Source organism: Streptomyces sp. PTY087I2 (assembly GCF_001687325.1).
GTDB lineage: Bacteria > Actinomycetota > Actinomycetes > Streptomycetales > Streptomycetaceae > Streptomyces.
Genome location: NZ_LZRD01000040.1, coordinates 1 through 20,615, shown reverse-complemented (window position 1 = coordinate 20,615; position 20,615 = coordinate 1). Strand labels below are relative to the sequence as shown.

Here is a 20,615-nt window from a genome sequence, read left to right as displayed (position 1 = left end):
GTGGAGATACGGGGCTGGAGGGAGGGGCCGCGGTGCGTCCGGGTCACGGACGGCGCAGCGCGTCGGCCGCGGCGGTCGCCGCGGGGCCCGCCGCCAGCTCGGTCTCCAGCAGCTGCTTGCCGAGCAGCTCCGGGTCCGGGAGGTCCATGGGGTACTCACCGTCGAAGCAGGCGCGGCAGAGGTTCGGCTTGTCGATCGTCGTCGCCTCGATCATCGAGTCGATCGAGATGTACGCGAGCGAGTCGGCGCCCATGGAGGTGCAGATCTCGTCGACGGTCATGCCGTTGGCGATCAGCTCGGCGCGGGTGGCGAAGTCGATCCCGAAGAAGCAGGGCCACTTCACCGGCGGCGAGGAGATCCGGATGTGGATCTCGGCCGCTCCGGCCTCGCGGAGCATCCGGACCAGGGCACGCTGGGTGTTGCCGCGGACGATCGAGTCGTCGACGACCACCAGGCGCTTGCCCTTGATGACTTCCTTCAGCGGGTTCAGCTTCAGCCGGATGCCGAGCTGGCGGATGGTCTGCGAGGGCTGGATGAAGGTCCGGCCGACGTACGCGTTCTTGACCAGTCCGTTGCCGAAGGGGATGCCGCTGGCTTCCGCGTACCCGATCGCGGCGGGGGTGCCGGATTCCGGGGTCGCTATGACGAGATCTGCCTCGACGGGGGCCTCGGCGGCCAGCTTCCGGCCCATCTCCACCCGGGAGAGGTAGACGTTCCGCCCGGCGATGTCGGTGTCGGGGCGGGCCAGATAGACGTACTCGAAGACACAGCCCTTGGGCTTCGCTTCCGCGAATCGCGAGGTGCGCAGACCGTTCTCGTCGATGGCGACGAGCTCGCCCGGCTCGATCTCGCGTACGTAGCTGGCACCGCAGATGTCGAGCGCGGCGGACTCCGAGGCGACGACCCAGCCGCGCTCCAGGCGGCCGAGGACCAGCGGGCGGATGCCCTGCGGGTCGCGGGCGGCGTAGAGCGTGTGCTCGTCCATGAAGACGAGCGAGAAGGCGCCCTTCACATCGGGGAGCACCTTGGCGGCGGCTTCCTCGATGGTGAGCGGCTTGTCGTTCTCGTCGCGCTGCCCGGCGAGCAGCGCGGTCACCAGGTCGGTGTCGTTGGTCGCGGCGACCTGGGTGGCGCGGCCGTCCTTGCGCGGGAGGTCGGCGACCATCTCCGCGAGCTGGGCGGTGTTGACCAGGTTCCCGTTGTGGCCGAGGGCGATCGAGCCGTGCGCGGTGGCACGGAACGTCGGCTGCGCGTTCTCCCACACCGAGGCGCCGGTGGTGGAGTAGCGGGCATGACCGACCGCGATATGGCCCTGGAGGGAACCCAGAGACGTTTCGTCGAAGACCTGCGAGACCAGTCCCATGTCCTTGAAGACCAGGATCTGGGACCCGTTGCTCACTGCGATGCCCGCGGATTCCTGTCCGCGGTGCTGCAAGGCATACAGTCCGAAATAGGTGAGCTTGGCGACCTCTTCACCCGGAGCCCAGACACCGAAGACGCCACAAGCGTCCTGGGGGCCTTTCTCTCCGGGGAGCAGGTCGTGGTTGAGTCGTCCATCACCACGGGGCACGGCACCGAGTGTAGGCGAGATCGACCACTGGTCCGAATTGGGGACCGGGGGGCAAACGCGCGGTGGAGCACGGGGAACGGGCCCGCCCGCCGCCCGGGGCGGGCGAATCGCGGGACTTCACTCGGTGACCCTGCGTAACGCTCGCCCGGAGGGCGCGGAGCGCGCGGGAGGGGCGTGGCGCTCACTTCCGGGCCGAGCGGCTGGTTACCGACCGGTAGCCACGGTGGGCGGCGGGCGGTCGGCCGTGGCGCTCGGTGAACCCGGCCGATCTTCGCCCGGGCCGCCGGCCGAACGCCCGTTTCGTGGTGAGCCTCACACCGGGGAGCCGGGTTCAGCCGTGCTGGGAGCTGTTTTCGGCCCCGGGAGACGCGGCCGTGGCGCCGATCCCCTTGCCGCCCTCGGCGGTCACGGTGAGCGTGTTGCCCTTGATCGTGTACGTCGTCGGGCCCTCCAGGGCGGCGAGCACGGCGCGCTCCACCTCCATCTCGGCCTTCGGGCACATCTTGCGGGTGCTGACCGGCGGCTCGAAGACGATCGTGGAGCCCTTGACCGTGGCCTTGCCGCTGAAGGAGTTGCAGCCGGCGTGGCCGCGTACGGTGCCGTCCTCGGCGATGGTGAGGTGCGGCGTCCGGTTCTTCGGCAGGTCCGCCGGCACGGTGGTGGCGGTCTTCCCGCTGAGCAGCGTGGTCACCGTCCACTCGGTGCCCACCAGGTCGGCCGGCTTCTCCTCGCTGAGCGCCATGGTGTCCCCGCCTTCCGCGGTGAGGGTCAGCTTCTTCCCGGAGAGCTTCGCGGTGTGCTCGCCGCCCATCGCGTCGATGGCGGCCTTCTCGAACTTCTCGGTCTTCTCGTCGCACGCCATCTGGGTGGTGACCGGCTTGCCCAGGGTGATCCGGTCGCCCTTCACCCGGGCGTCCACGCTGATGTGGTTGCAGCCGAAGTGCGCGGTGGCCCGGCCGTCCCGGTCGATCTCCAGGCGGGACCCCTCCGGGGCCTCCGTCTTCTTCCCGCCGACGGTCACCGAGTCGACGCTCCACGCCACGCCGGTGACGGGGACATCGCTCCGTACGGTGTCACCGCCGTCGCCGGATCCCTTGCCGGAGCCGGAACCCGACTCCGTACCGCAGGCGGCGAGGGCGAGGAGGGCCAGGACACTGACGCTGAGGGTCATCCGTTGTGTGTGCATGGCGATGTGACGGTACGGGGGTCCGATCCGGTTCCGCTCAGCGCAGCAGCGGAAGCAGCGCGGCCAGGTCGGCCCGCTCCCCGCTGGCGCTGACCTCGGCGTCCGCCAGGGCCCGCGCCCACTCCGTACGGCCGGTGGCGAGCCGGATCCAGGTCAGCGGGGAGGTCTCCACGACGTTGGGCGGGGTGCCCCGGGTGTGCTTGGGCCCGCCGATGCACTGGACCACCACGAACGGCGGGACGCGCACCTCGACCGAGCCGCCGGGGGCCCGGTCCGCGAGGGTGTCCGCCAGCAGCCGGGTGCAGGCGGCCAGCGCCTGCCGGTCGTACGGGATCTCCAGCCCGAGCGCCTCGTTCAGGTCGTCCGTGTGGACGATCAGCTCGACGGTCCGGGTGACCAGGTAGTCGGTCAGCCGCATGGACCCGACCCGGGTGGGCAGCAGCCGGTCCCCCGTGCCGGTGGCGGGGACGTCCGCGAGGAAGGCCGCCTCCACCTCCCCGTACAGCGCGGGGAGATCGGGGCGGTCGGCCGCCGGAGCCGGGGCCTCCGGGTCCCTGACGACCGCCGCGACGGCCGGCGGCCACTCCAGGAGGGTGGTCGCGGGCTTGGGTCCCGGCGGCTCCGGCAGGGCCAGGTCGCGGCTGACCGAGCCGAGCCCCTGCGCGATGTGCGCGACGAGATCGCGCACCGCCCAGTCGCCGAGCCGGGTCGGCCGGGCGAGCTGCTGCGGCGTCAGCGCGGCGACGGCGTCGCGCACCTGGGCGTACTGGGCGAGGACCGCCGTCCGGGTCCTGAGGTGGTCGTAGGCGCGCGGGCGCTTCTTGGCCGGGGGCATGGGACCGAGACTAGGGGGTGTCTTGCCGATCAGGCCGGATCAGGGAGCGGGGCCTGGCGCCGTGCATCGCAAGGCGGAGGAGGGAGTCGGATGGGGTCTCCCCTGCTCGAACGGAGTTGAGAGCTTGGGGAAGGAGCGTCGGCGACCGACGACAACGCCGCGAGGTGCGGCACCAGGGCACGCGAGCCCGGCCTGATCGGTAAGACACCCCCTAGGGGGTGTCCGGCGGATCAGGCCGGTTCCACTGCGGGCTGCTCCTCGACCGTGAACGTCTCGCCGTTCGCCGGGACGCCGACGCCCCGCCAGGTGAACGGGATGCCTCGGGCCGAGTCCGGGTCCGGGCCGTCCATCAGGTGGAAGTGGAGGTGGGGTTCGGAGCTGTTGCCGGAGTTCCCGACGCGCCCGAGCCGCTGTCCGGCGCGGACCCTGTCCCCGGGCTTCACCTGGAGCGAGCCGCGCCGGAGGTGGGCGTAGACGGCGTACGTGCCGTCGCCGAGGTCGAGGATGACGTGGTTGCCGATGATCCGGCGCGCGCCGATCATGCTGCGCGCGTCGCCCTCGATCAGCATCAGATAGAGCAGCGCGGGCAGCGAATTGCGGCTCAGGTGGTCGCGCTGGCCGTCGCTCGCGCGGACCACCGTGGCGTCGGCCACCGCGAACAGCGGGGCGCCGAACGCCGGGAAGGCGCGGGCCGGGCGAACGACCGGCCAGAACCAGCGGAACCCCGGCCGGGCGGAGGCCCCGCCCTCACCGGCCTCGGGCTCCGCCACGATGTCGATCGCGTACGTCTGTCCGTACGCGTGCGTCCCATGGCTCGGCACCTTGTCCGCCGGGCTGTTCAGGGCGGACCAGCGGCCGGTCACGGGCGGGTCGACCTCGACCGGGGGCCGGTTCTTCAGGGTCTCTTCGGGACCGGTGCGGCTCAGGACCAGGCCGATGACCACGGCCGCACCCGCGGGCACGAAGGTCAGGCCGAAGGGCACCAGCGGTTCGAGGAAGAGCCCGTTGAGCACCAGCACCCCGAAGAGGAGCCAGCACATGCGGTGGAGCACCGCCAGGACTTTGCGGACGGACATGATGGTTTCCCCCTGTTGTCTGCGTTCGGTCTGCGGCCTGCTCTAGGGGCGCGCCGCCGTCAGCACTACCAGCAGCGGTACGACCCGGGCGGGCGGCACCTCGTACCGGCCGCGCCCCGCCGCGTGCAGCCAGCCCGCGCCGGTCAGCTGGCGCAGGTGGTGGTAGATCTGGCCGGTGGTGCCGGCCCCGTCGAGCGCGGCCAGTTCGGCGGCCGTCCTCAGGCCGCCGAGGATCTCGCGGAGCAGGCGCAGCCGGACCGGGTGGCCCAGGGCGGCGAACGACTCGGCGGCGTCCGTCCAGTCCCCGTCGAACAGGGCCTCGGTGAAGGCGCCGTACTGCCATCCGTACTGCTCGCCGGTGGGCAGCCGGACCGAGCCCGTGTAGAGGACTCCCCCGTCGGCCCCGGCCTCCCCGACGTCGGCGAGCTGCTGTTTCAGCCCTTCCAGCGCCCAGAAGTCGCCGTCGCCCAGGTGGGGGGACTCGGGGTCCCGCCGCTCCAGCGCCGTGAGCCGCCTCTCCAGCTCGGCGACCCGCTGCTCCAGCTCCATGACACCAACCTTACGTAATTACGTAATTTCTGACAAGGGATGTCCGTCAGGGGACGGGGAAGGCCGAAACCCCCGCCCGGATGATTCCGGACGGGGGCTTCGGATGTGCGCGAGGTACGGGCGGTGACTCCGGCTCAGGCGAGCAGCGCCGGGATCGTCGCCTCGTGCGCCGTACGGAGCTCGCTGAGCGGGATGGAGAACTCGCCCTGGAGCTCGATCTCCTCGCCGTCCACGACACCGATGCGGGCGACGGGCAGACCGCGCGCCCCGCACATGTCGGTGAAGCGGAGCTCCTCGCTGCGCGGGACCGCGACGACCGCGCGCCCCGCCGACTCGGAGAAGAGGAACGTGAACGCGTCCAGGCCGTCCGGCACGACCAGCCGGGCGCCCTTCCCGCCGCGCAGGCAGGACTCGGTGACCGCCTGGATCAGGCCGCCGTCGCTCAGGTCGTGCGCGGCGTCGATCATGCCGTCGCGCGAGGCCGAGATCAGGATCTCCGCGAGCAGCTTCTCGCGGCCGAGGTCCACCTTGGGCGGCAGGCCGCCGAGGTGGTTGTGGACGACCTCGGACCAGGCCGAGCCGCCGAACTCCTCGGCCGTGTCGCCCAGCAGGTAGAGGAGCTGGCCCTCTTCCGCGAAGGCGACGGGCGTACGCCGGTTGACGTCGTCGATCACACCGAGCACGGCCACGACCGGCGTCGGGTGGATCGCCGTCTCACCGGTCTGGTTGTACAGCGAGACATTGCCGCCGGTGACCGGGGTGCCCAGCTCCAGGCAGCCGTCCGCGAGACCGCGCGTGGCCTCGGCGAACTGCCACATGACGTCCGGGTCCTCGGGCGAACCGAAGTTCAGGCAGTCCGAGATGGCCAGCGGCTTGGCGCCGGAGGCGGCGACGTTGCGGTACGACTCCGCCAGCGCGAGCTGCGCGCCGGTGTACGGGTCGAGCTTGGCGTACCGGCCGTTGCCGTCGGTCGCCAGCGCCACGCCCAGGTTCGACTCGGCGTCGATGCGGACCATGCCCGCGTCCTCGGGCATCGCGAGGACGGTGTTGCCCTGCACGAAGCGGTCGTACTGGTCGGTGATCCACGCCTTGGAGGCCTGGTTCGGGGAGGCGACCAGCTTCAGGACCTGCTCGCGCAGCTCGGCGGCGTTCGCCGGGCGGGCGAGCTTGCCCGCGTCGTCCGCCTGGAGCGCGTCCTGCCAGGACGGCCGGGCGAACGGGCGGTGGTAGGTCGGGCCCTCGTGGGCGACCGAGCGCGGGGGGACATCGACGATCTGCTCGCCGTGCCAGAAGATCTCCAGCTGGGAGCCGTCGGTCACCTCACCGATGACGGTGGCGATGACGTCCCACTTCTCGCAGATCTCCAGGAAGCGGTCCACGTGCTGCGGCTCGACGATCGCGCACATGCGCTCCTGCGACTCGCTCATGAGGATCTCCTCGGGCGAGAGGGAGGAGTCGCGCAGCGGCACGGTGTCCAGCTCGACGCGCATACCGCCGGAGCCGGCGGAGGCCAGCTCGCTGGTGGCGCAGGAGAGCCCGGCGCCGCCGAGGTCCTGGATGCCCGCGACGAGCTTCTCCTTGAAGATCTCCAGGGTGCACTCGATGAGGAGCTTCTCCTGGAACGGGTCGCCGACCTGGACCGCCGGGCGCTTGGCCGGGCCGGTGGACTCGAAGGTCTCGCTCGCCAGCACGGAGACGCCGCCGATGCCGTCGCCGCCGGTGCGGGCGCCGTACAGGATGACCTTGTTGCCGGGGCCGGATGCCTGCGCGAGGTGGATGTCCTCGTGCTTCATCACGCCGATGCAGCCGGCGTTCACCAGCGGGTTGCCCTGGTAACAGGCGTCGAAGACGACCTCGCCGCCGATGTTGGGCAGGCCCAGGCAGTTGCCGTAGCCGCCGATGCCCGCGACGACGCCCGGCAGGACGCGCTTGGTGTCGGGGTGGTCGGCCGCGCCGAAGCGCAGCGGGTCCACGACCGCGACCGGGCGGGCGCCCATCGCGAGGATGTCGCGGACGATGCCGCCGATGCCGGTGGCCGCGCCCTGGTAGGGCTCGATGTACGAGGGGTGGTTGTGCGACTCGACCTTGAAGGTGACCGCGTACCCCTGGCCGACGTCGACGACGCCCGCGTTCTCGCCGATGCCGACGAGCATCGCGTCGTTGACGGGGACCTTCTCGCCGAACTGCTTGAGGTGGACCTTGCTGCTCTTGTACGAGCAGTGCTCGGACCACATCACCGAGTACATGGCGAGCTCGGCGCCGGTGGGACGGCGGCCCAGGATCTCGCGGATCCGGGCGTACTCGTCCTCCTTGAGGCCGAGCTCCTTCCAGGGCTGCGCGGCGTCCGGGGTCTCGGCCGCGTGCTTGACCGTATCCAGGCTCATGCGTTGACCAGCTTCTTGATGATCGAGGTGAAGAAACCGAGGCCGTCGGTGCGGCCGGTGCCGATCAGCGGCTCCACGGCGTGCTCCGGGTGCGGCATCAGGCCGACGATGTTGCCCGCGGCGTTGGTGATGCCCGCGATGTCACGGAGCGAGCCGTTGGGGTTGCCGTCCAGGTAACGGAAGGCGACGCGGCCCTCGGCCTCCAGCTCGTCGAGCGTGCGCTCGTCGGCGGTGTACCGGCCGTCCATGTTCTTGAGCGGGACGCTGATCTCCTGGCCGGCGCTGTAGTCCGAGGTCCAGGCGGTCTCCGCGTTCTCCACCCGCAGCTTCTGGTCGCGGCAGATGAAGTGGAGGTGGTTGTTGCGCAGCATCGCGCCGGGCAGCAGGTGCGCCTCGGTCAGGATCTGGAAGCCGTTGCAGATGCCGAGGACCGGCATCCCGGCCTTCGCCTGCTCGATGAGGGTTTCCATCACCGGCGAGAAGCGGGAGATGGCGCCGGCGCGGAGGTAGTCCCCGTAGGAGAAACCACCGGCCAGGACGACCGCGTCGACCTGGTGCAGGTCCTTGTCGCGGTGCCACAGGGATACGGGCTCGGCGCCCGCGATACGGACGGCGCGCAGGGCGTCCTGATCGTCGAGGGTGCCGGGAAAAGTGACGACGCCGATACGGGTGGTCACTTCTCCTCCTCCACCTTCACGACGAAGTCCTCGATGACGGTGTTGGCGAGGAACGTCTCGGCCATCTCGTTAATACGGGCGAGGGCGGCGTCGTCGACCGGCCCCTCGACCTCCAGCTCGAAACGCTTTCCCTGACGAACGTCCGCGATTCCCTCGAAGCCGAGACGGGGCAGTGCGCGCTGCACCGCCTGTCCCTGCGGGTCGAGGATCTCGGGCTTGAGCATGACGTCGACTACGACGCGTGCCACTGGCACTCCCGGTGTGGTGGTGTGGTGCGGCTGTCTCTCCGGGGGGTTCCCCAGACCCCCGCGGGTCCACTCAGCGTACCTGGCCAAAATTTCTACGCGGGTAGATATCGGGCAGGACGGGCCCGGTGAGGGCGGCACGTGGATCACGTCCGTATATCGGCCGCGACACCGCACGGAAAAGGTCTGGAAAAAACCCGCCCGGATTGCACACGGATTGCACACGGACACGCGCAGGTAATTGGTGGGGCTTCACAATGCGGCACCCACCGCTGTACAAATGATTACCGGGGAAAGCACCATTGCCCCGGGGACAACGGAACAGTCGACATCTCGTCGATCCGCTTCCGCCCGCCCGGCAGCCGGAAGGCCGGCATCCGCGCACGCAGAACGCGCCGGTGCCGCAGGAAAGGACCGATATCCGTGGCTCAGCGCGTAGTGGTGACACTCTCCGACGACATCGACGGGGGAGCGGCGGCGGAAACGGTGACCTTCGCCCTGGACGGGAAGACGTACGAGATCGACCTCAATCCCGCCAACGCGAAGAAACTGCGCAAGACGCTGGCGCCTTACGTGGCCGCCGGCCGAAAGCAGACAAATGCCAGTAAGCACGGCAGGACGCCCACGGCCTACCGCCACACCTCCCTCGCCCCGGACCCGGCGGCCGTCCGCGCCTGGGCCCGCTCGCACCGCATGGACGTACCGGCCCGGGGCCGCATCCCGAAGAAGGTGTACGAGGCGTTCCAGGCATCAGCCTGAGGCGCGCGGCTTCCGGCGGCCGGACGCACCGTCAGACCGGCCGCCGGAAGCCGACTTGCGCTACACCCCCGCAGGTCGGCTAGAGTCTGGAGCACGCCGAGGGGCGAGGCCGCAAAGCCGAATCCCACGCAGCGTGCGGGTGTAGTTCAGTAGTAGAACAGCCCCCTTCCAGGGGGAAGGCGCAGTGTGCAATTCCTGTCACCCGCTCTGCACAACTCTTCGGACCACTTCGGTGGATCAGGTAGAGTGGTGCTCGCTCCACCGGTGAAAGCCGAGTGGCTGCACTGCGGACGTAGCTCAGTTGGTAGAGCGCAACCTTGCCAAGGTTGAGGTCGCCAGTTCGAACCTGGTCGTCCGCTCAGAGGCAAAGGCCCCGATCGTTTTCGATCGGGGCCTTTGGCGTTCTTCCGTCACCCATGACGTTTGTCATGTGCAGTGATGACAGCGCGCACTGCCCGCGGGCCCGGTCCGGCGGAAGCCTGGAAGCATGACCAGCGACGACATTCTCAGCGACCGCGCGAACGGTCCCGTGATCGAGGCGAACGGGGTCCGACGCCGTTACGCCGGCGGCTTCGAGGCCGTGTCCGGGATCTCCTTCTCCGTGGCCCGCGGCGAACTGTTCGCCCTGCTCGGGACGAACGGCGCGGGCAAGACCTCCACCGTGGAACTCCTGGAGGGCCTGGCACCGCCGACCGCCGGCACGGTCCGGGTCCTCGGCCACGACCCGTACCGCGAACGCGCCGCCGTCCGCCCCCGTACCGGGGTCATGCTCCAGGAGGGCGGCTTCCCCTCCGACCTCACAGTCATGGAGACCGTCCGCATGTGGTCGGCCTGCACCACCGGCGCCCGCCCCGCCGCCGAGGCCCTGGAGATGGTCGGCCTGACCGTCCGGGGAGGCGTGCGGGTCAAGCAGCTGTCCGGCGGCGAGAAGCGCCGCCTCGACCTGGCGCTCGCCCTGACCTCCCGGCCCGAGGTGCTCTTCCTCGACGAGCCGACGACCGGTCTGGACGCCGAGGGCCGGCAGGAGACCTGGGAGCTCGTGCGGGCCCTGCGGGACAACGGCACGACCGTGCTGCTCACCACGCACTACCTGGAAGAGGCCGAGGCGCTCGCCGACCGCCTGGCGATCATGCATCAGGGGAGGATCGTGACGACCGGGACGATCGCCGAAGTGACCGCGCGGCAGCCGGCCCGGATCCGGTTCGTCCTCCCCGAGGCCGTCCCGGCGGCCCGGCTTCCGCTCTCGCTGCGGGCGGCGGCCGACGGGTCCCGGATCGAGATCCGCACCCCCGCCCTCCAGGAGTCGCTGCACGAACTCCTGGAGTGGGCCCGGGAGTCCGGCGTACGGCTGCACGGGCTCGACGCCCGCTCCGCATCGCTGGAGGAGGCGTTCCTCGACATCGCGAAGACCCAGCACGCGCCCCGGGACCAGGACCCGCGCCAGACCTCCGACCGCTCCGACCGCTCCGGCGGCCCGAAGAAGGTGACGGCATGACGACCACCACGACCCCCGTCCGCGACCGGACACCCGCCGCCTCCCCGACGGGTGCGGCGGCCGTGGCCCGGCGGCTGACCGCGCTCGGACGCGCCGAGCTGATCCTCCTGGTGCGCAACCGGACCGCGATCGTCGTGGCCCTGCTGCTGCCGCTGGCGATGATCTTCGCGATGCGGTCCTCGCTCGAACAGATCGACCTCGGCGGCACCGGACTGACCGTCGCGGGCGCCACCCTGACCGGCGGCATCGGCATGGTGCTCCTCCAGGTCGTCTACATGAACCTCGTCTCCGCGTACGTGGCCCGGCGCGAGGAGCTCGTCCTCAAGCGGCTGCGCACCGGCGAGATCTCCGACCGCGAGATCCTCATCGGCACCGCGCTGCCGTCCGTCGCGCTGGCGCTCGCCCAGTGCGTGCTGCTCGTGGTGGCCGGGGCGATCGCCTTCGACCTGAGCGCGCCGCACCGCCCCGACCTGCTGGTGGGCGGTCTGGTGCTGGGCTTCGTCCTGATGTCCGCCCTGGCGGCGGCGACCGCCGTGATCACCCGGACGGTGCAGACCTCGCAGCTCACCACCCTGCCGCTGTTCTTCGTCTCGCTGTTCGGCTCCGGACTGTTCGTGCCGCTGGCGGTGTTCCCGGACAGGCTGGTCTCCGTACTGGAGCTGCTGCCGATGACGGGCGCGATGACCCTGATCCGGCACGGCTGGCTCGGCGGCGTCGGGAGCGGCGACCTGCTCACCGCCGGGGTGACCGCGCTGGCCTGGACCGCCTTCGGCGTGTTTGCTGTGCGACGGTGGTTCCGCTGGGACCCGCGCGGCTGAGATGAAGGGGCTGAGGGGCGTGATCGGTCGGGTACGGGGCTGGCGGCGCGGCTGGCACGAGCGCAGCAAGCTCCAGCGCATCGACCTGTACACCCGGGTGACGCTCTGCTCGTTGGTCTGGCTGTTCCTGCTGACCTGGGGACTCCTGCCGCTGGCCACGGTCTTCGACCGGGGCGCCTGGGCGGTGGCCATCGGCGCGACCCTGCTCGCCGTGAACGTCGCCCAGTCCGTGCTGAGCAATGTCAACGTGCGGCCGGCGTTCGACCACTACCGGGGGGCCGAGCCCTTCCCCCGGCGGCGGCTGCGGCTTCCGGCGGTGCTGCTGGCGGTGCTGTCCGGGCTGCTGATCGCCCTCATGGCGGTGGACGGCCTGGCCGACCGGGCGCTGCCGGTGATGGCGATGGACGTGCCGATCGCGTTCGGGATCCCGTACGCCCTGCTCGTCCCCGCCCGGAAGTTCCTGCTGCACGCGGCGGCGTACATCGCGGCCTTCGTGGGCCTGCTGGCCGCCTTCGGGGGGACCGGGACCCCGCTGCTGGCCACGGCCCTGAGCATGGCCCTCGCCACCGTGCTGGTGATCGGCTCGGTACGCCCCAGCGGCTGGAGCCTGTCCGTGATGTGGCAGGCGGAGGAGGCGCGGGACATGCAGGCCCGCCTCGCGGTGGCGGAGGAGCGGCTGCGGTTCGGCCGGGACATGCACGACGTGCTGGGCCGGAACCTGTCGGTGATCGCCCTGAAGAGCGAGCTGGCCGTGGAGCTGGCCCAGCGCGGGAACCCGGCGGCGGTGGACCAGATGGTGGAGGTGCAGCGGATCGCCCGGGCGTCGCAGCAGGAGGTCCGCGATGTCGTACGCGGCTACCGGGAGGCGGATCTGCCCACCGAACTCATGGGCGCGCGGGGCGTGTTGCAGGCCGCCGGGATCTCCGTCACCGTCGAGGGCGCGGACGGCCCGGCCGGTATCGGGGCTCCGGCCGCCGTGCAGGCGGCGCTCGGCTGGGTGGTCCGCGAGACCGCGACGAACGTCCTGCGCCACGGCGACCCGCGCCACTGCTCGATCCGCCTGACCCGGACGCGGGACGCGGTGGTCCTGGAGGTCGAGAACGACGGGGCGGGGGCCATGGATCCGGTCGGCGGCGAGGCCGACGGCGGGGGAGCCGGCGGCGGTTCGGGCCTGGCCGGGCTGCGCGAACGGCTCGGTGCGCTCGGCGGAACCCTCACCGCGGGGCCCGTCGGGGACGATCACTTCCGGGTGACGGCGACGGTGCCACTGACGGCTTCCGGACAGGGCTCGGGCGGGCGGGACGTCTCGGGCGCGGGCGGGTCCCTGCCCTCAGGTAGGCAGCCCGCCTCTGCGGGTGCGGGCGGGCGGGCCGACTCGCGCGGGGGAGGCCTCCCGGGCTCGGCCGGAGGCCCGGGCTCCGGCGGACGTACCGCCTCGGGCCCCGGCGGGCGGGACGCCTCGGGCTCCGGCGGGCGGGACGTCTCGGGTGAACACTCCACCTCGGGCGGCCCTCCGGGCTCGGGCGAAGGCCCGGATCCCGGCGGACGTACCGCCTCGGGCCCCGGCGGGCGGGACGTCTCGGGCGAACACCCCACCTCGGGCGGCCCTCCGGCCTCGGACGGACGCGACGCCTCGGCTTCGGGTGGAGCCGTGGGCTCCGCTTCTCCCGCTCCCTCCCCCGCCCCTTCCGCTCTCCCGGAGGAACGATGACCACCGCGCAGCCCCTGCGCGTCCTGCTGGCCGACGACGAGCACCTGATCCGGGGCGCGCTGGCCGCGCTGCTCGCGCTGGAGGAGGACCTCGTCGTGGTCGCGGAGGCGGCGAGCGGGCCCGAGGCCCTGGCGATGGCGCTGGCGCACCGGCCCGACGTCGCCGTCCTGGATCTCCAGATGCCGGGCGCGGACGGTGTGAAGGTCGCCACATCACTGCGGGCCGAACTGCCCGACTGCCGCACCATGATCGTGACCAGTCACGGCCGCCCCGGGCACCTCAAGCGGGCGCTCGCCGCCGGCGTACGCGGCTTCGTGCCCAAGACCGTCAGCGCCCGGCGGCTGGCCGAGATCATCCGTACCGTCCACGCCGGAAACCGTTACGTGGATCCGGAGTTGGCCGCCGACGCGATCTCCGCCGGGGACTCCCCGCTGACCGCCCGGGAGGCCGAGGTGCTCGAACTGGCGGCGGACGGGGCGCCGGTCGCGGAGATCGCCGAGCGGGCCTCGCTGTCCCAGGGGACCGTACGCAACTATCTGTCGTCGGCCGCCTCCAAGATCGGTGCGGAGAACCGGCATACGGCAGTGCGTCTCGCACGCGAGCGAGGATGGGTATAGTAGGCATCGCGCTTCGGCGCACTGCGGACGTAGCTCAGTTGGTAGAGCGCAACCTTGCCAAGGTTGAGGTCGCCAGTTCGAACCTGGTCGTCCGCTCCAGATGAAGAAGGCCCCGGACCTTTCGGTCCGGGGCCTTCTTCATGTCGCCGGTCGTTACGCCCAGCTGGTGCCGGTCAGCACCTCGAACGCCTCGATGTACTTGGCGCGGGTCGCGTCCACGATCTCCTGCGGCAGCGCCGGGGGCGGCTGCTCGCTCCTGCGGTCCCAGCCGGAGGCCGGCGAGGTCAGCCAGTCGCGCACGAACTGCTTGTCGTAGCTGGGCTGTGCGCGGCCGGGCTCCCAGGTGGCGGCGGGCCAGAAGCGCGAGGAGTCCGGGGTCAGCACCTCGTCGGCGATGATCAGCCGCTCGGTCCCGTCCTCGGTGGTCTCGAAGCCGAACTCGAACTTGGTGTCGGCCAGGATGATCCCGCGCTCGTGCGCGATGTCCCGGGCCCGGCGGTAGACGTCGAGCGTGGTGCGCCGCAGCTCGGCGGCGGTCTCCACGCCGACCTCGCGGGCGACGTCCTCGTAACTGACGTTCTCGTCGTGGTCGCCGACGGCCGCCTTGGTGGCGGGGGTGAAGATCGGGCCGGGCAGCTCGGACCCGTTGACCAGGCCCTCGGGGAGACCGATGCCGCAGACCGTACGGGTGGCGTCGTACTCGACGAGCCCGGAGCCGGTCAGATAGCCGCGCGCCACGCACTCGACCTCGACCATGCGCAGGGACTTGCAGATGAGGGTGCGGCCCGCCCAGTCGGCCGGGGCGCCCGGGGGCAGCTCGGTGGAGATGACGTGGTTGGGGACGAGGTCGGCGAGCTGGTCGAACCACCAGAGCGAGAGCCGGGTGAGGACGCGGCCCTTGTCGGGGATCTCGGTCGGCAGGACCCAGTCGTACGCGGACATGCGGTCACTGGCGACCATCACGAGGTCGCCCGCCTCGTTCCGGTACAGGTCACGCACCTTGCCGGTGTGCAGGTGGGTGAGGCCCGGAACCTGTACGGGCTCGGGCTTTTCTACAAAACCGGACACGGTGCCTCCGCGTAGATTGATCCAGGAGCGGTTCCGATTGTCCCGTATCCGCGGCCCACTGCTCGCCCGGGGCCCGCCCCTAGGTCAGTCGCGCTTGCAGATCCGGTCGAGGAGGTTGGCGGTGGCCCGCTGGATCCGGGGGTCGGTGTGGCCGGGGCGGTCCAGGGCCGGGGACCAGGCGAAGGTGCCGGAGGCGAAGACGAGCGCGCCGGAGGGGGCCTGGTAGAGCGAGGTCTCCTGGTGGCGGGTGGCGCCCTCGGAGTCCTCGTACGGGGAGTGGGCGAGCAGGATCCGGGTGTCGTGCTCGGGCAGGCTGGTGCGCGGGAAGTAGCGGTCGGCCTCGCCGGCGACCAGGCCCGGGATCTCGTCGCCCTCGACCGCGCCCGTGGAGTCCCAGAGCCAGTGCTCGGCGTTGCGCACGACGAGCGGGCGGGGGTCGGGGACCCGGCCCGCGTACTGGATGCCGAGGAGTTGCTGCTCGGGCCGGTCCACCTCGCGCCACAGGGCGGACTTCCCGGGCCCCCGGCGTTTGCGGCAGGTCAGCAGCCGGTCGGGCTCGTTGGACGCGGAGGGGGCGAGGCCCACCTGCCAGTACATGGTGTTGGCGGAGAGGAAGACGAGCGAGGTGCCGGAGTCCCGGGCGCGCTCGGCGGCCCGGCGCATCGGCAGCGACCAGTACTCGTCGTGGCCGGGGAAGACCAGGCCCCGGTAGCGGCTGGGGTCGACGCGGCCCGCGTGCAGGTCGCGGGCGTCGGCGTAGGCGAGGTCGTAGCCGTACCGCTCGGCCCAGCGGATGAAGTCGTACGCGTGTCCCACGTGCAGCGGCAGGCCCGATCCGGCGTACGGGCGGTCGAAGGAGATCGTGACGGCGGCGTCCTCCTCGCCGAGCAGCCGCCCCCGCTCGTCCCACGCGTGGTAGAGGCTGGCGCCGGTGCGGCCGTCCTCCGGGTAGAGGTTGTACGCCTGCCAGGTGATGTCGGGCAGCAGGAGCAGCAGGTCGGCGGGGTGGTCGTGGCGCACGGTGAAGGGGATGTGCGAGCGGTAGCCGTCAGCGGTGGTCAGGACGGCCACATACGCGCCGACCGACCAGTAGCTCGGGATCTGGAGCCGCCAGGACATCCACCAGTGGTGGCAGGAGACGGTCCGGTCGGCGGCGAGCGGCGGGGGCTGGACGATGCCGGAGAGCCGCGGGCTCGTGGTGATCTTGGCCGCGCCGTCGCCGCCGTAGTGACCGATCCGGTAGACGTCGACGGAGAACTGCTGGGGCGGGTCCACGGTGATGTGGAAGTCGATGGCCTCGCCGGGGGCCGCCGCGCCGGGCGAGACGAAGCCCTTGATCTGACGGTGCACGTCGTCGGCGGTGCGGGTGCCGCCGCCGGTGGAGCGGGCGAGGTCGGCGTACCAGGGGACGACCTGGCCGGTGTCGTCGAAGTAGGTCTCACTGCCGCGCAGCCAGGGCAGCGGGCCCTGGCCGAAGGGATCGCTCACCGCGTGCGCGAGGGCACCCGACTCCCACCGGCGAATCTGCTCCGCCCCCATGCCGCGCCCCTCCCTCGGATCCCCCGGACGACTCGGGCGACCCCCGGACAACTCTGGTGCGCCGAATGTCAGCGCCGATCCCCAGCACATCACATAACGCACGCAGCCCGTCACCCTTCGTCGCGAATTGACGAGAACGGAACCATTCCTTCCGAATTCCGGACTCCGGGGTCCGCGCGCCCGGCTCGCGGGTCCGCGCGTGCCCGGCTTCGGGGTCCGCGCGTGCCCGGCTTCGGTGGCGGACTGCGTGACGGCTCCGGGGCGCCCTGGTCGGTCGGCGTACGTGGTCACACCAGCCGGACCGGCTTGTCGGAGCGCACGCCCACCTCGGCGAGCCAGGACAGCAGCGGGTCCGGATCGCCGTCCTCGACGAGGCTGAGGACCGGAGCCGCGAGGTCCGCCCGCCGCTCGCCGCCGACGAGCAGGGCTGGCCCGTCCAGCCAGTCCAGGCCGGGGGCCGCGCCGGCCGTGTCCACGGCCGCGCAGCAGACCATGGCGGCGACGTGGTCGGCGAGCAGTTCGGTGCCCGTACGCGGCGGCTGGAGCGGGAAGAGGGGCAGCGGGCCCGGCCCCCAGAGGTCGAGGGGGTCGTCGGCCTGGCCGCCACCGCTCCCCGCGCCGCCGTGGCCCTGGCCGCCGCCGTGCGCCGCGTCTCCTGTCCCCGGGCCGCCGTGCCCCGGGGATTCGGCCTCCTCGCGGGCGACCGCGGCGCCGATGCCCGCCGCGAGCGCCTCGCCCGGGCCGCCGGGTCCGCCGGCGCCGGACAGATGCTCCATCACCCGGGCCAGGGTGGGGACGGCCGGGTCGGCGGCGGAGGCGCGGGGGGCGCCCAGGGTGTCCAGGACGCGGTGCAGCCGGGCCGCCTCGCTGCGCCACTTCCGGTCGACGACCTCGTCGGGATACTGCTGCCAGTCCACCGGCGCCCAGCCCGGACCGCTCTCGGCGGGGCCGCCGTGGAAGAGCCGGGCGGCGAGCAGGGACGCGGCCTCGTCGGCCACCCCGGGCTCCTCCAGCAGGTCGCACGCGGGGCGCTCGCCCAGGCGCAGGGCGAAGCCGTCGGCCAGCCGGTCCCGGCGGGAGAGCTCGGTGAGCGCGGAGACGACTCCGGCGTCGAGCCGGGAGGGCCAGCGGCCCATCCGCCAGGCGGGCAGCGCCACCCGGGTCAGCAGCCGGTCCCAGCCGGCGTAGGCGAGGCCGACCTGTTCCTGGGCGGCGATGCGCAGCCCGTAGTCGACCGTCTGGGCCCGCATGGACGCGGCGGCCGCCACGCACCGCTCCATCTCGGCGGCATGGCCCCGGCAGGCCCGCAGCAGCAGCCGGGCGACCCAGCCGGTGAAGGCGGCCGGGGCAGCGCGGAGGGGGCCCTTGCCGGGGGCGGCCCCGTCGGCCACGGCGGCGTCCAGACCGCGGACGAAGCGGCGGGCGGCGGCTATGTCGGGATGCGCGGACGGCCCGGTGCCCGCCACCACGGGGGCGAGGACGGCGCGGAGCTCGGCGACCCGCATCCACCACAGGAAGGGCGAGCCGATGACCAGGACGGGGGCGGTGTCCGCGGCCTCGGAGGAGCCCGCGGAGGCGTCCGGGCCCTTCCGGAGCGAGGGTCCAGACCTCTTCCGGAGCGCGCGGTGCGTGCGGTCCTCCAGCCAGCTGTCGCAGTCCGGGGTGAGCGCTATGGCCGAGGGAGCGGGCACGTCGAGCCGGTCCGCCAGGTCACGGACCAGGCGGTAGAGGTCGGGGGCGCCTTCCTCCGGCACGGGGACGGTCGGGCTCATCGCGGGCCGCGCGCGGGCCACGGAGACGGCGACCAGGACCGTCACCAGCAGCACGACGACCGCGACGCCGAGGACCGTCCAGCGCACGGCGTCCCAGGCCGGACCGGCCAGGTGCCCCTGCGCGTCCGCCGCGAACAGCACGACGGCGACGGCCGCGGGCAGGATCGCCACGGCCAGGGCCCTGCTGCGGATCCGCAGCAGGGCGAGCGCCCGGGCCTGCGCGGCCCGCGCACCCGGCTCCTCACCCACATCGATACCGGACACGGCCGGACGTCACCCCCTCTGCCCTCATCGCGGCCCTCTTGGCCCTCGCGGCGGTGTTGCTCACTCCCCCACTGTGGCACCCGCCACCGACATCGCAATGCCGGTGGGCCAAGTGCCGGAACGCTTGCGCCGCACCCTAGTTGGGGGCCCGGCGGCCGTCATCCGGATAGCCCAGTCGTCACCCGATGGAATGGCTTTGGGCAAAGCTGCTGACGTGTTCGCGCCCATGGGGCAGGGCCCCGGGGAACGGACCGGTGGCACGGAACAGCCCCTCGCGCCTGCCGCGTACGCCGGTGGCGTGAGGGAGCGGGCGGGCGCGAGGGGCTGCGGAGATCCTCGTAACTCGTAAGCGGGCGGATCAGCCCTGGGAGGCGTCCTGGGAGGCCCTCAGGGCGATGTCCGTACGGTGCTGGGAGCCGTCCAGGCGGATCCGGCCGAGCGCGGTGTAGGCGCGCTCCCGGGCCGCCGTGAGGTCCTTGCCGGTCGCGGTCACCGAGAGCACCCGGCCGCCCGCGCTGAGCACCGTGCCGCCCTCGGCGCGGGTCCCGGCGTGCAGGACGTACGCGTCGGGGGCATCCTGCGCCGCGACGTCCGCGAGCCCGTCGATCGGGTCGCCGGTGCGCGGGGTGTCCGGGTAGTTGTGCGAGGCGATGACGACGGTGACGGCGGCGTCGTCGCGCCAGTTCAGCGGCGGGAGGGCGTCGAGGGTGCCGTTGGCGGAGGCGAGGAGGACACCGGCCAGCGGGGTCTTCAGCCGGGCGAGGACGACCTGGGTCTCCGGGTCGCCGAAGCGGGCGTTGAACTCGATGACCCGGACGCCGCGCGAGGTGATCGCGAGACCGGCGTAGAGCAGCCCGGAGAAGGGGGTGCCGCGGCGGCGCAGCTCGTCGACGGTCGGCTGGAGGACGGTCTCCAGGACCTCGTCGACCAGCTTGGGGTCGGCCCACGGGAGCGGGGAGTAGGCGCCCATGCCGCCGGTGTTCGGGCCCTCGTCGCCGTCCAGGGCGCGCTTGAAGTCCTGGGCGGGCTGGAGCGGCACCACGGTGGTGCCGTCGGTGATCGCGAAGAGGCTGACCTCGGGGCCGTCGAGGAACTCCTCGATGACCACGCGGTCGCAGGAGAGCGCGTGGGCGCGGGCCACGGCCACGTCCTCGGTGACGACGACGCCCTTGCCGGCCGCGAGACCGTCGTCCTTGACGACGTACGGAGCGCCGAACGCGTCGAGGGCCTCGTCGATCTCGGCGGGGGTGGTGCAGACGTAGCTGCGGGCGGTGGGGACCCCGGCGCCGGCCATGACGTCCTTGGCGAACGCCTTGGAGCCTTCCAGCTGGGCCGCTTCGCCGGAGGGGCCGAAGCAGGGGATGCCGGCCGCGCGCACGGCGTCGGCGACCCCGGCGACGAGCGGCGCCTCCGGGCCGACGACCACCAGCCCGGCGCCCAGCTCGGTCGCGAGGCGCGCGACGGCGTCACCGTCGAGCGCGTCGACCGGGTGCAGTTCGGCCACCTCTGCGATGCCGGCGTTGCCGGGGGCGCAGTACAGAGCGGTGACATCGGGGTCGAGGGACAGAGAGCGGCACAGGGCGTGTTCGCGGGCGCCGCCGCCGATGACGAGGACCTTCACGGGGTGCAGCCTAGCCGCCGGGGACGGGGAGCCTTGACGGCCGCCGGTGGGTGGACGGCATTACGGGGACGGGGAGGCGGGGACATCACGGGGACGGGAAGGCGGGGGCCTCCCCGCCTCACTGCTCGTTGGCGAACTCGTCGATCACCGTGGCGCCGAGCTCGCGGACGATCAGGTCGTGGCCGGAGAGCGCGGAGTCGACGAGATCCGGATCGTCGTCCTCAGGAACGTCGTCCTCAGGGGAGACGGACCGCGGCGGCTCCGCCCCGTACGAACTGTGCGAGGGCTCGGGGGCGGGGGCGGCATCCCGGCCCTGCGGCGGCGCGGCGGGAGGCGGCTGCTGGGCCGGCGGGGCGGGCTGCCCCTGGGGCGCGGGCGCGGACTGCTGCGGGGGCGCGTGCTGGGGCCGGGGCTCGTACGCAACCGGGG

At 72.4% G+C, this 20,615-nt stretch carries 16 protein-coding genes, 3 tRNA genes and 2 pseudogenes; 8 read left to right on the top strand and 13 right to left on the bottom strand.

Features of this window, described 5'->3' with window-relative positions; genetic code table 11:
* Positions 1-43: 43 nt before the first annotated feature.
* From purF to purS, 8 genes are all read right to left on the bottom strand, one after another.
* Positions 44-1,570, bottom strand: coding sequence for an amidophosphoribosyltransferase (gene purF, locus A3Q37_RS31525; RefSeq protein ID WP_065489891.1), 1,527 nt, complete (start codon positions 1,568-1,570; stop codon positions 44-46).
* A 331-nt stretch (positions 1,571-1,901) separates the two neighbouring features.
* On the bottom strand, positions 1,902-2,756 hold the full coding sequence (locus A3Q37_RS31520; RefSeq protein WP_065489889.1) for an META domain-containing protein: 855 nt from the start codon (positions 2,754-2,756) through the stop codon (positions 1,902-1,904).
* Positions 2,757-2,793: 37 nt separating this feature from the next.
* Complete coding sequence (locus A3Q37_RS31515) at positions 2,794-3,591, bottom strand: maleylpyruvate isomerase family mycothiol-dependent enzyme (protein WP_065489887.1); 798 nt, start codon at positions 3,589-3,591, stop codon at positions 2,794-2,796.
* Between the two features lie 230 nt (positions 3,592-3,821).
* Complete coding sequence (locus tag A3Q37_RS31510; RefSeq protein ID WP_065489885.1) at positions 3,822-4,667, bottom strand: M23 family metallopeptidase; 846 nt, start codon at positions 4,665-4,667, stop codon at positions 3,822-3,824.
* 42 nt (positions 4,668-4,709) lie between these two features.
* Positions 4,710-5,216, bottom strand: a complete 507-nt coding sequence (locus A3Q37_RS31505) for a helix-turn-helix transcriptional regulator (protein WP_065489883.1) — start codon at positions 5,214-5,216, stop codon at positions 4,710-4,712.
* 134 nt (positions 5,217-5,350) lie between these two features.
* Positions 5,351-7,600 (bottom strand): phosphoribosylformylglycinamidine synthase subunit PurL, encoded by a 2,250-nt coding sequence (gene purL, locus A3Q37_RS31500; RefSeq protein WP_065489881.1) that lies wholly within the window; start codon positions 7,598-7,600, stop codon positions 5,351-5,353.
* Positions 7,597-8,277: a phosphoribosylformylglycinamidine synthase subunit PurQ gene (gene purQ, locus A3Q37_RS31495; RefSeq protein ID WP_032764446.1), complete on the bottom strand. Its 681-nt coding sequence runs from the start codon at positions 8,275-8,277 to the stop codon at positions 7,597-7,599. The genes purL and purQ overlap by 4 nt, the downstream gene beginning before the upstream one ends.
* Positions 8,274-8,525: a phosphoribosylformylglycinamidine synthase subunit PurS gene (purS, locus tag A3Q37_RS31490; protein ID WP_010056446.1), complete on the bottom strand. Its 252-nt coding sequence runs from the start codon at positions 8,523-8,525 to the stop codon at positions 8,274-8,276. The genes purQ and purS overlap by 4 nt, the downstream gene beginning before the upstream one ends.
* Before the next feature lie 420 nt (positions 8,526-8,945).
* On the opposite strand from purS, the gene A3Q37_RS31485 reads away from it, so the two are divergent.
* From A3Q37_RS31485 to A3Q37_RS31450, 8 genes and pseudogenes are all read left to right on the top strand, one after another.
* On the top strand, positions 8,946-9,281 hold the full coding sequence (locus A3Q37_RS31485; protein WP_065489879.1) for an Lsr2 family protein: 336 nt from the start codon (positions 8,946-8,948) through the stop codon (positions 9,279-9,281).
* 135 nt (positions 9,282-9,416) lie between these two features.
* Positions 9,417-9,488, top strand: a tRNA-Gly gene (locus tag A3Q37_RS31480).
* Between the two features lie 79 nt (positions 9,489-9,567).
* Positions 9,568-9,640, top strand: a tRNA-Gly gene (locus A3Q37_RS31475).
* A 128-nt stretch (positions 9,641-9,768) separates the two neighbouring features.
* Positions 9,769-10,776, top strand: a complete 1,008-nt coding sequence (locus tag A3Q37_RS31470; RefSeq protein WP_065489877.1) for an ABC transporter ATP-binding protein — start codon at positions 9,769-9,771, stop codon at positions 10,774-10,776.
* Positions 10,773-11,594: an ABC transporter permease gene (locus tag A3Q37_RS31465; protein WP_065489875.1), complete on the top strand. Its 822-nt coding sequence runs from the start codon at positions 10,773-10,775 to the stop codon at positions 11,592-11,594. The genes A3Q37_RS31470 and A3Q37_RS31465 overlap by 4 nt, the downstream gene beginning before the upstream one ends.
* Before the next feature lies 1 nt (position 11,595).
* A pseudogene (locus tag A3Q37_RS31460) lies at positions 11,596-12,870 on the top strand (sensor histidine kinase); the annotation flags it as partial.
* A 431-nt stretch (positions 12,871-13,301) separates the two neighbouring features.
* Positions 13,302-13,922, top strand: a complete 621-nt coding sequence (locus A3Q37_RS31455; protein WP_065489873.1) for a response regulator transcription factor — start codon at positions 13,302-13,304, stop codon at positions 13,920-13,922.
* Positions 13,923-13,945: 23 nt separating this feature from the next.
* Positions 13,946-14,021, top strand: a tRNA-Gly gene (locus tag A3Q37_RS31450).
* A gap of 54 nt (positions 14,022-14,075) precedes the next feature.
* Here A3Q37_RS31450 and A3Q37_RS31445 read toward each other — a convergent pair.
* From A3Q37_RS31445 to A3Q37_RS31425, 5 genes and pseudogenes are all read right to left on the bottom strand, one after another.
* Complete coding sequence (locus A3Q37_RS31445; protein WP_065489871.1) at positions 14,076-14,990, bottom strand: phosphoribosylaminoimidazolesuccinocarboxamide synthase; 915 nt, start codon at positions 14,988-14,990, stop codon at positions 14,076-14,078.
* Positions 14,991-15,074: 84 nt separating this feature from the next.
* Positions 15,075-16,529: a N,N-dimethylformamidase beta subunit family domain-containing protein gene (locus A3Q37_RS31440; protein ID WP_065489869.1), complete on the bottom strand. Its 1,455-nt coding sequence runs from the start codon at positions 16,527-16,529 to the stop codon at positions 15,075-15,077.
* Between the two features lie 287 nt (positions 16,530-16,816).
* Positions 16,817-18,565 carry a hypothetical protein gene (locus A3Q37_RS31435; protein ID WP_065489867.1) on the bottom strand — a complete coding sequence of 583 codons (1,749 nt, stop codon included), beginning with the start codon at positions 18,563-18,565 and terminating at the stop codon, positions 16,817-16,819.
* Positions 18,566-18,923: 358 nt separating this feature from the next.
* A complete protein-coding gene (gene purD, locus A3Q37_RS31430; protein WP_065489865.1) occupies positions 18,924-20,186 on the bottom strand; it encodes a phosphoribosylamine--glycine ligase in 1,263 nt (420 codons plus the stop codon).
* Between the two features lie 118 nt (positions 20,187-20,304).
* Positions 20,305-20,615 (bottom strand): annotated as a pseudogene (locus A3Q37_RS31425) (DNA polymerase III subunit gamma and tau); the annotation flags it as partial.

Excerpts from the sequence above, each read along its gene's own strand:
- A3Q37_RS31520 (WP_065489889.1), bottom strand. The coding sequence starts at position 2,756 with ATGCACACACAACGGATGACCCTCAGCGTCAGTGTCCTGGCCCTCCTC.
- A3Q37_RS31515 (WP_065489887.1), bottom strand. The coding sequence starts at position 3,591 with ATGCCCCCGGCCAAGAAGCGCCCGCGCGCCTACGACCACCTCAGGACC.
- A3Q37_RS31510 (WP_065489885.1), bottom strand. The coding sequence starts at position 4,667 with ATGTCCGTCCGCAAAGTCCTGGCGGTGCTCCACCGCATGTGCTGGCTC.
- A3Q37_RS31505 (WP_065489883.1), bottom strand. The coding sequence starts at position 5,216 with ATGGAGCTGGAGCAGCGGGTCGCCGAGCTGGAGAGGCGGCTCACGGCG.
- purL (WP_065489881.1), bottom strand. The coding sequence starts at position 7,600 with ATGAGCCTGGATACGGTCAAGCACGCGGCCGAGACCCCGGACGCCGCG.
- A3Q37_RS31470 (WP_065489877.1), top strand. The coding sequence starts at position 9,769 with ATGACCAGCGACGACATTCTCAGCGACCGCGCGAACGGTCCCGTGATC.
- A3Q37_RS31465 (WP_065489875.1), top strand. The coding sequence starts at position 10,773 with ATGACGACCACCACGACCCCCGTCCGCGACCGGACACCCGCCGCCTCC.
- A3Q37_RS31455 (WP_065489873.1), top strand. The coding sequence starts at position 13,302 with ATGACCACCGCGCAGCCCCTGCGCGTCCTGCTGGCCGACGACGAGCAC.
- A3Q37_RS31440 (WP_065489869.1), bottom strand. The coding sequence starts at position 16,529 with ATGGGGGCGGAGCAGATTCGCCGGTGGGAGTCGGGTGCCCTCGCGCAC.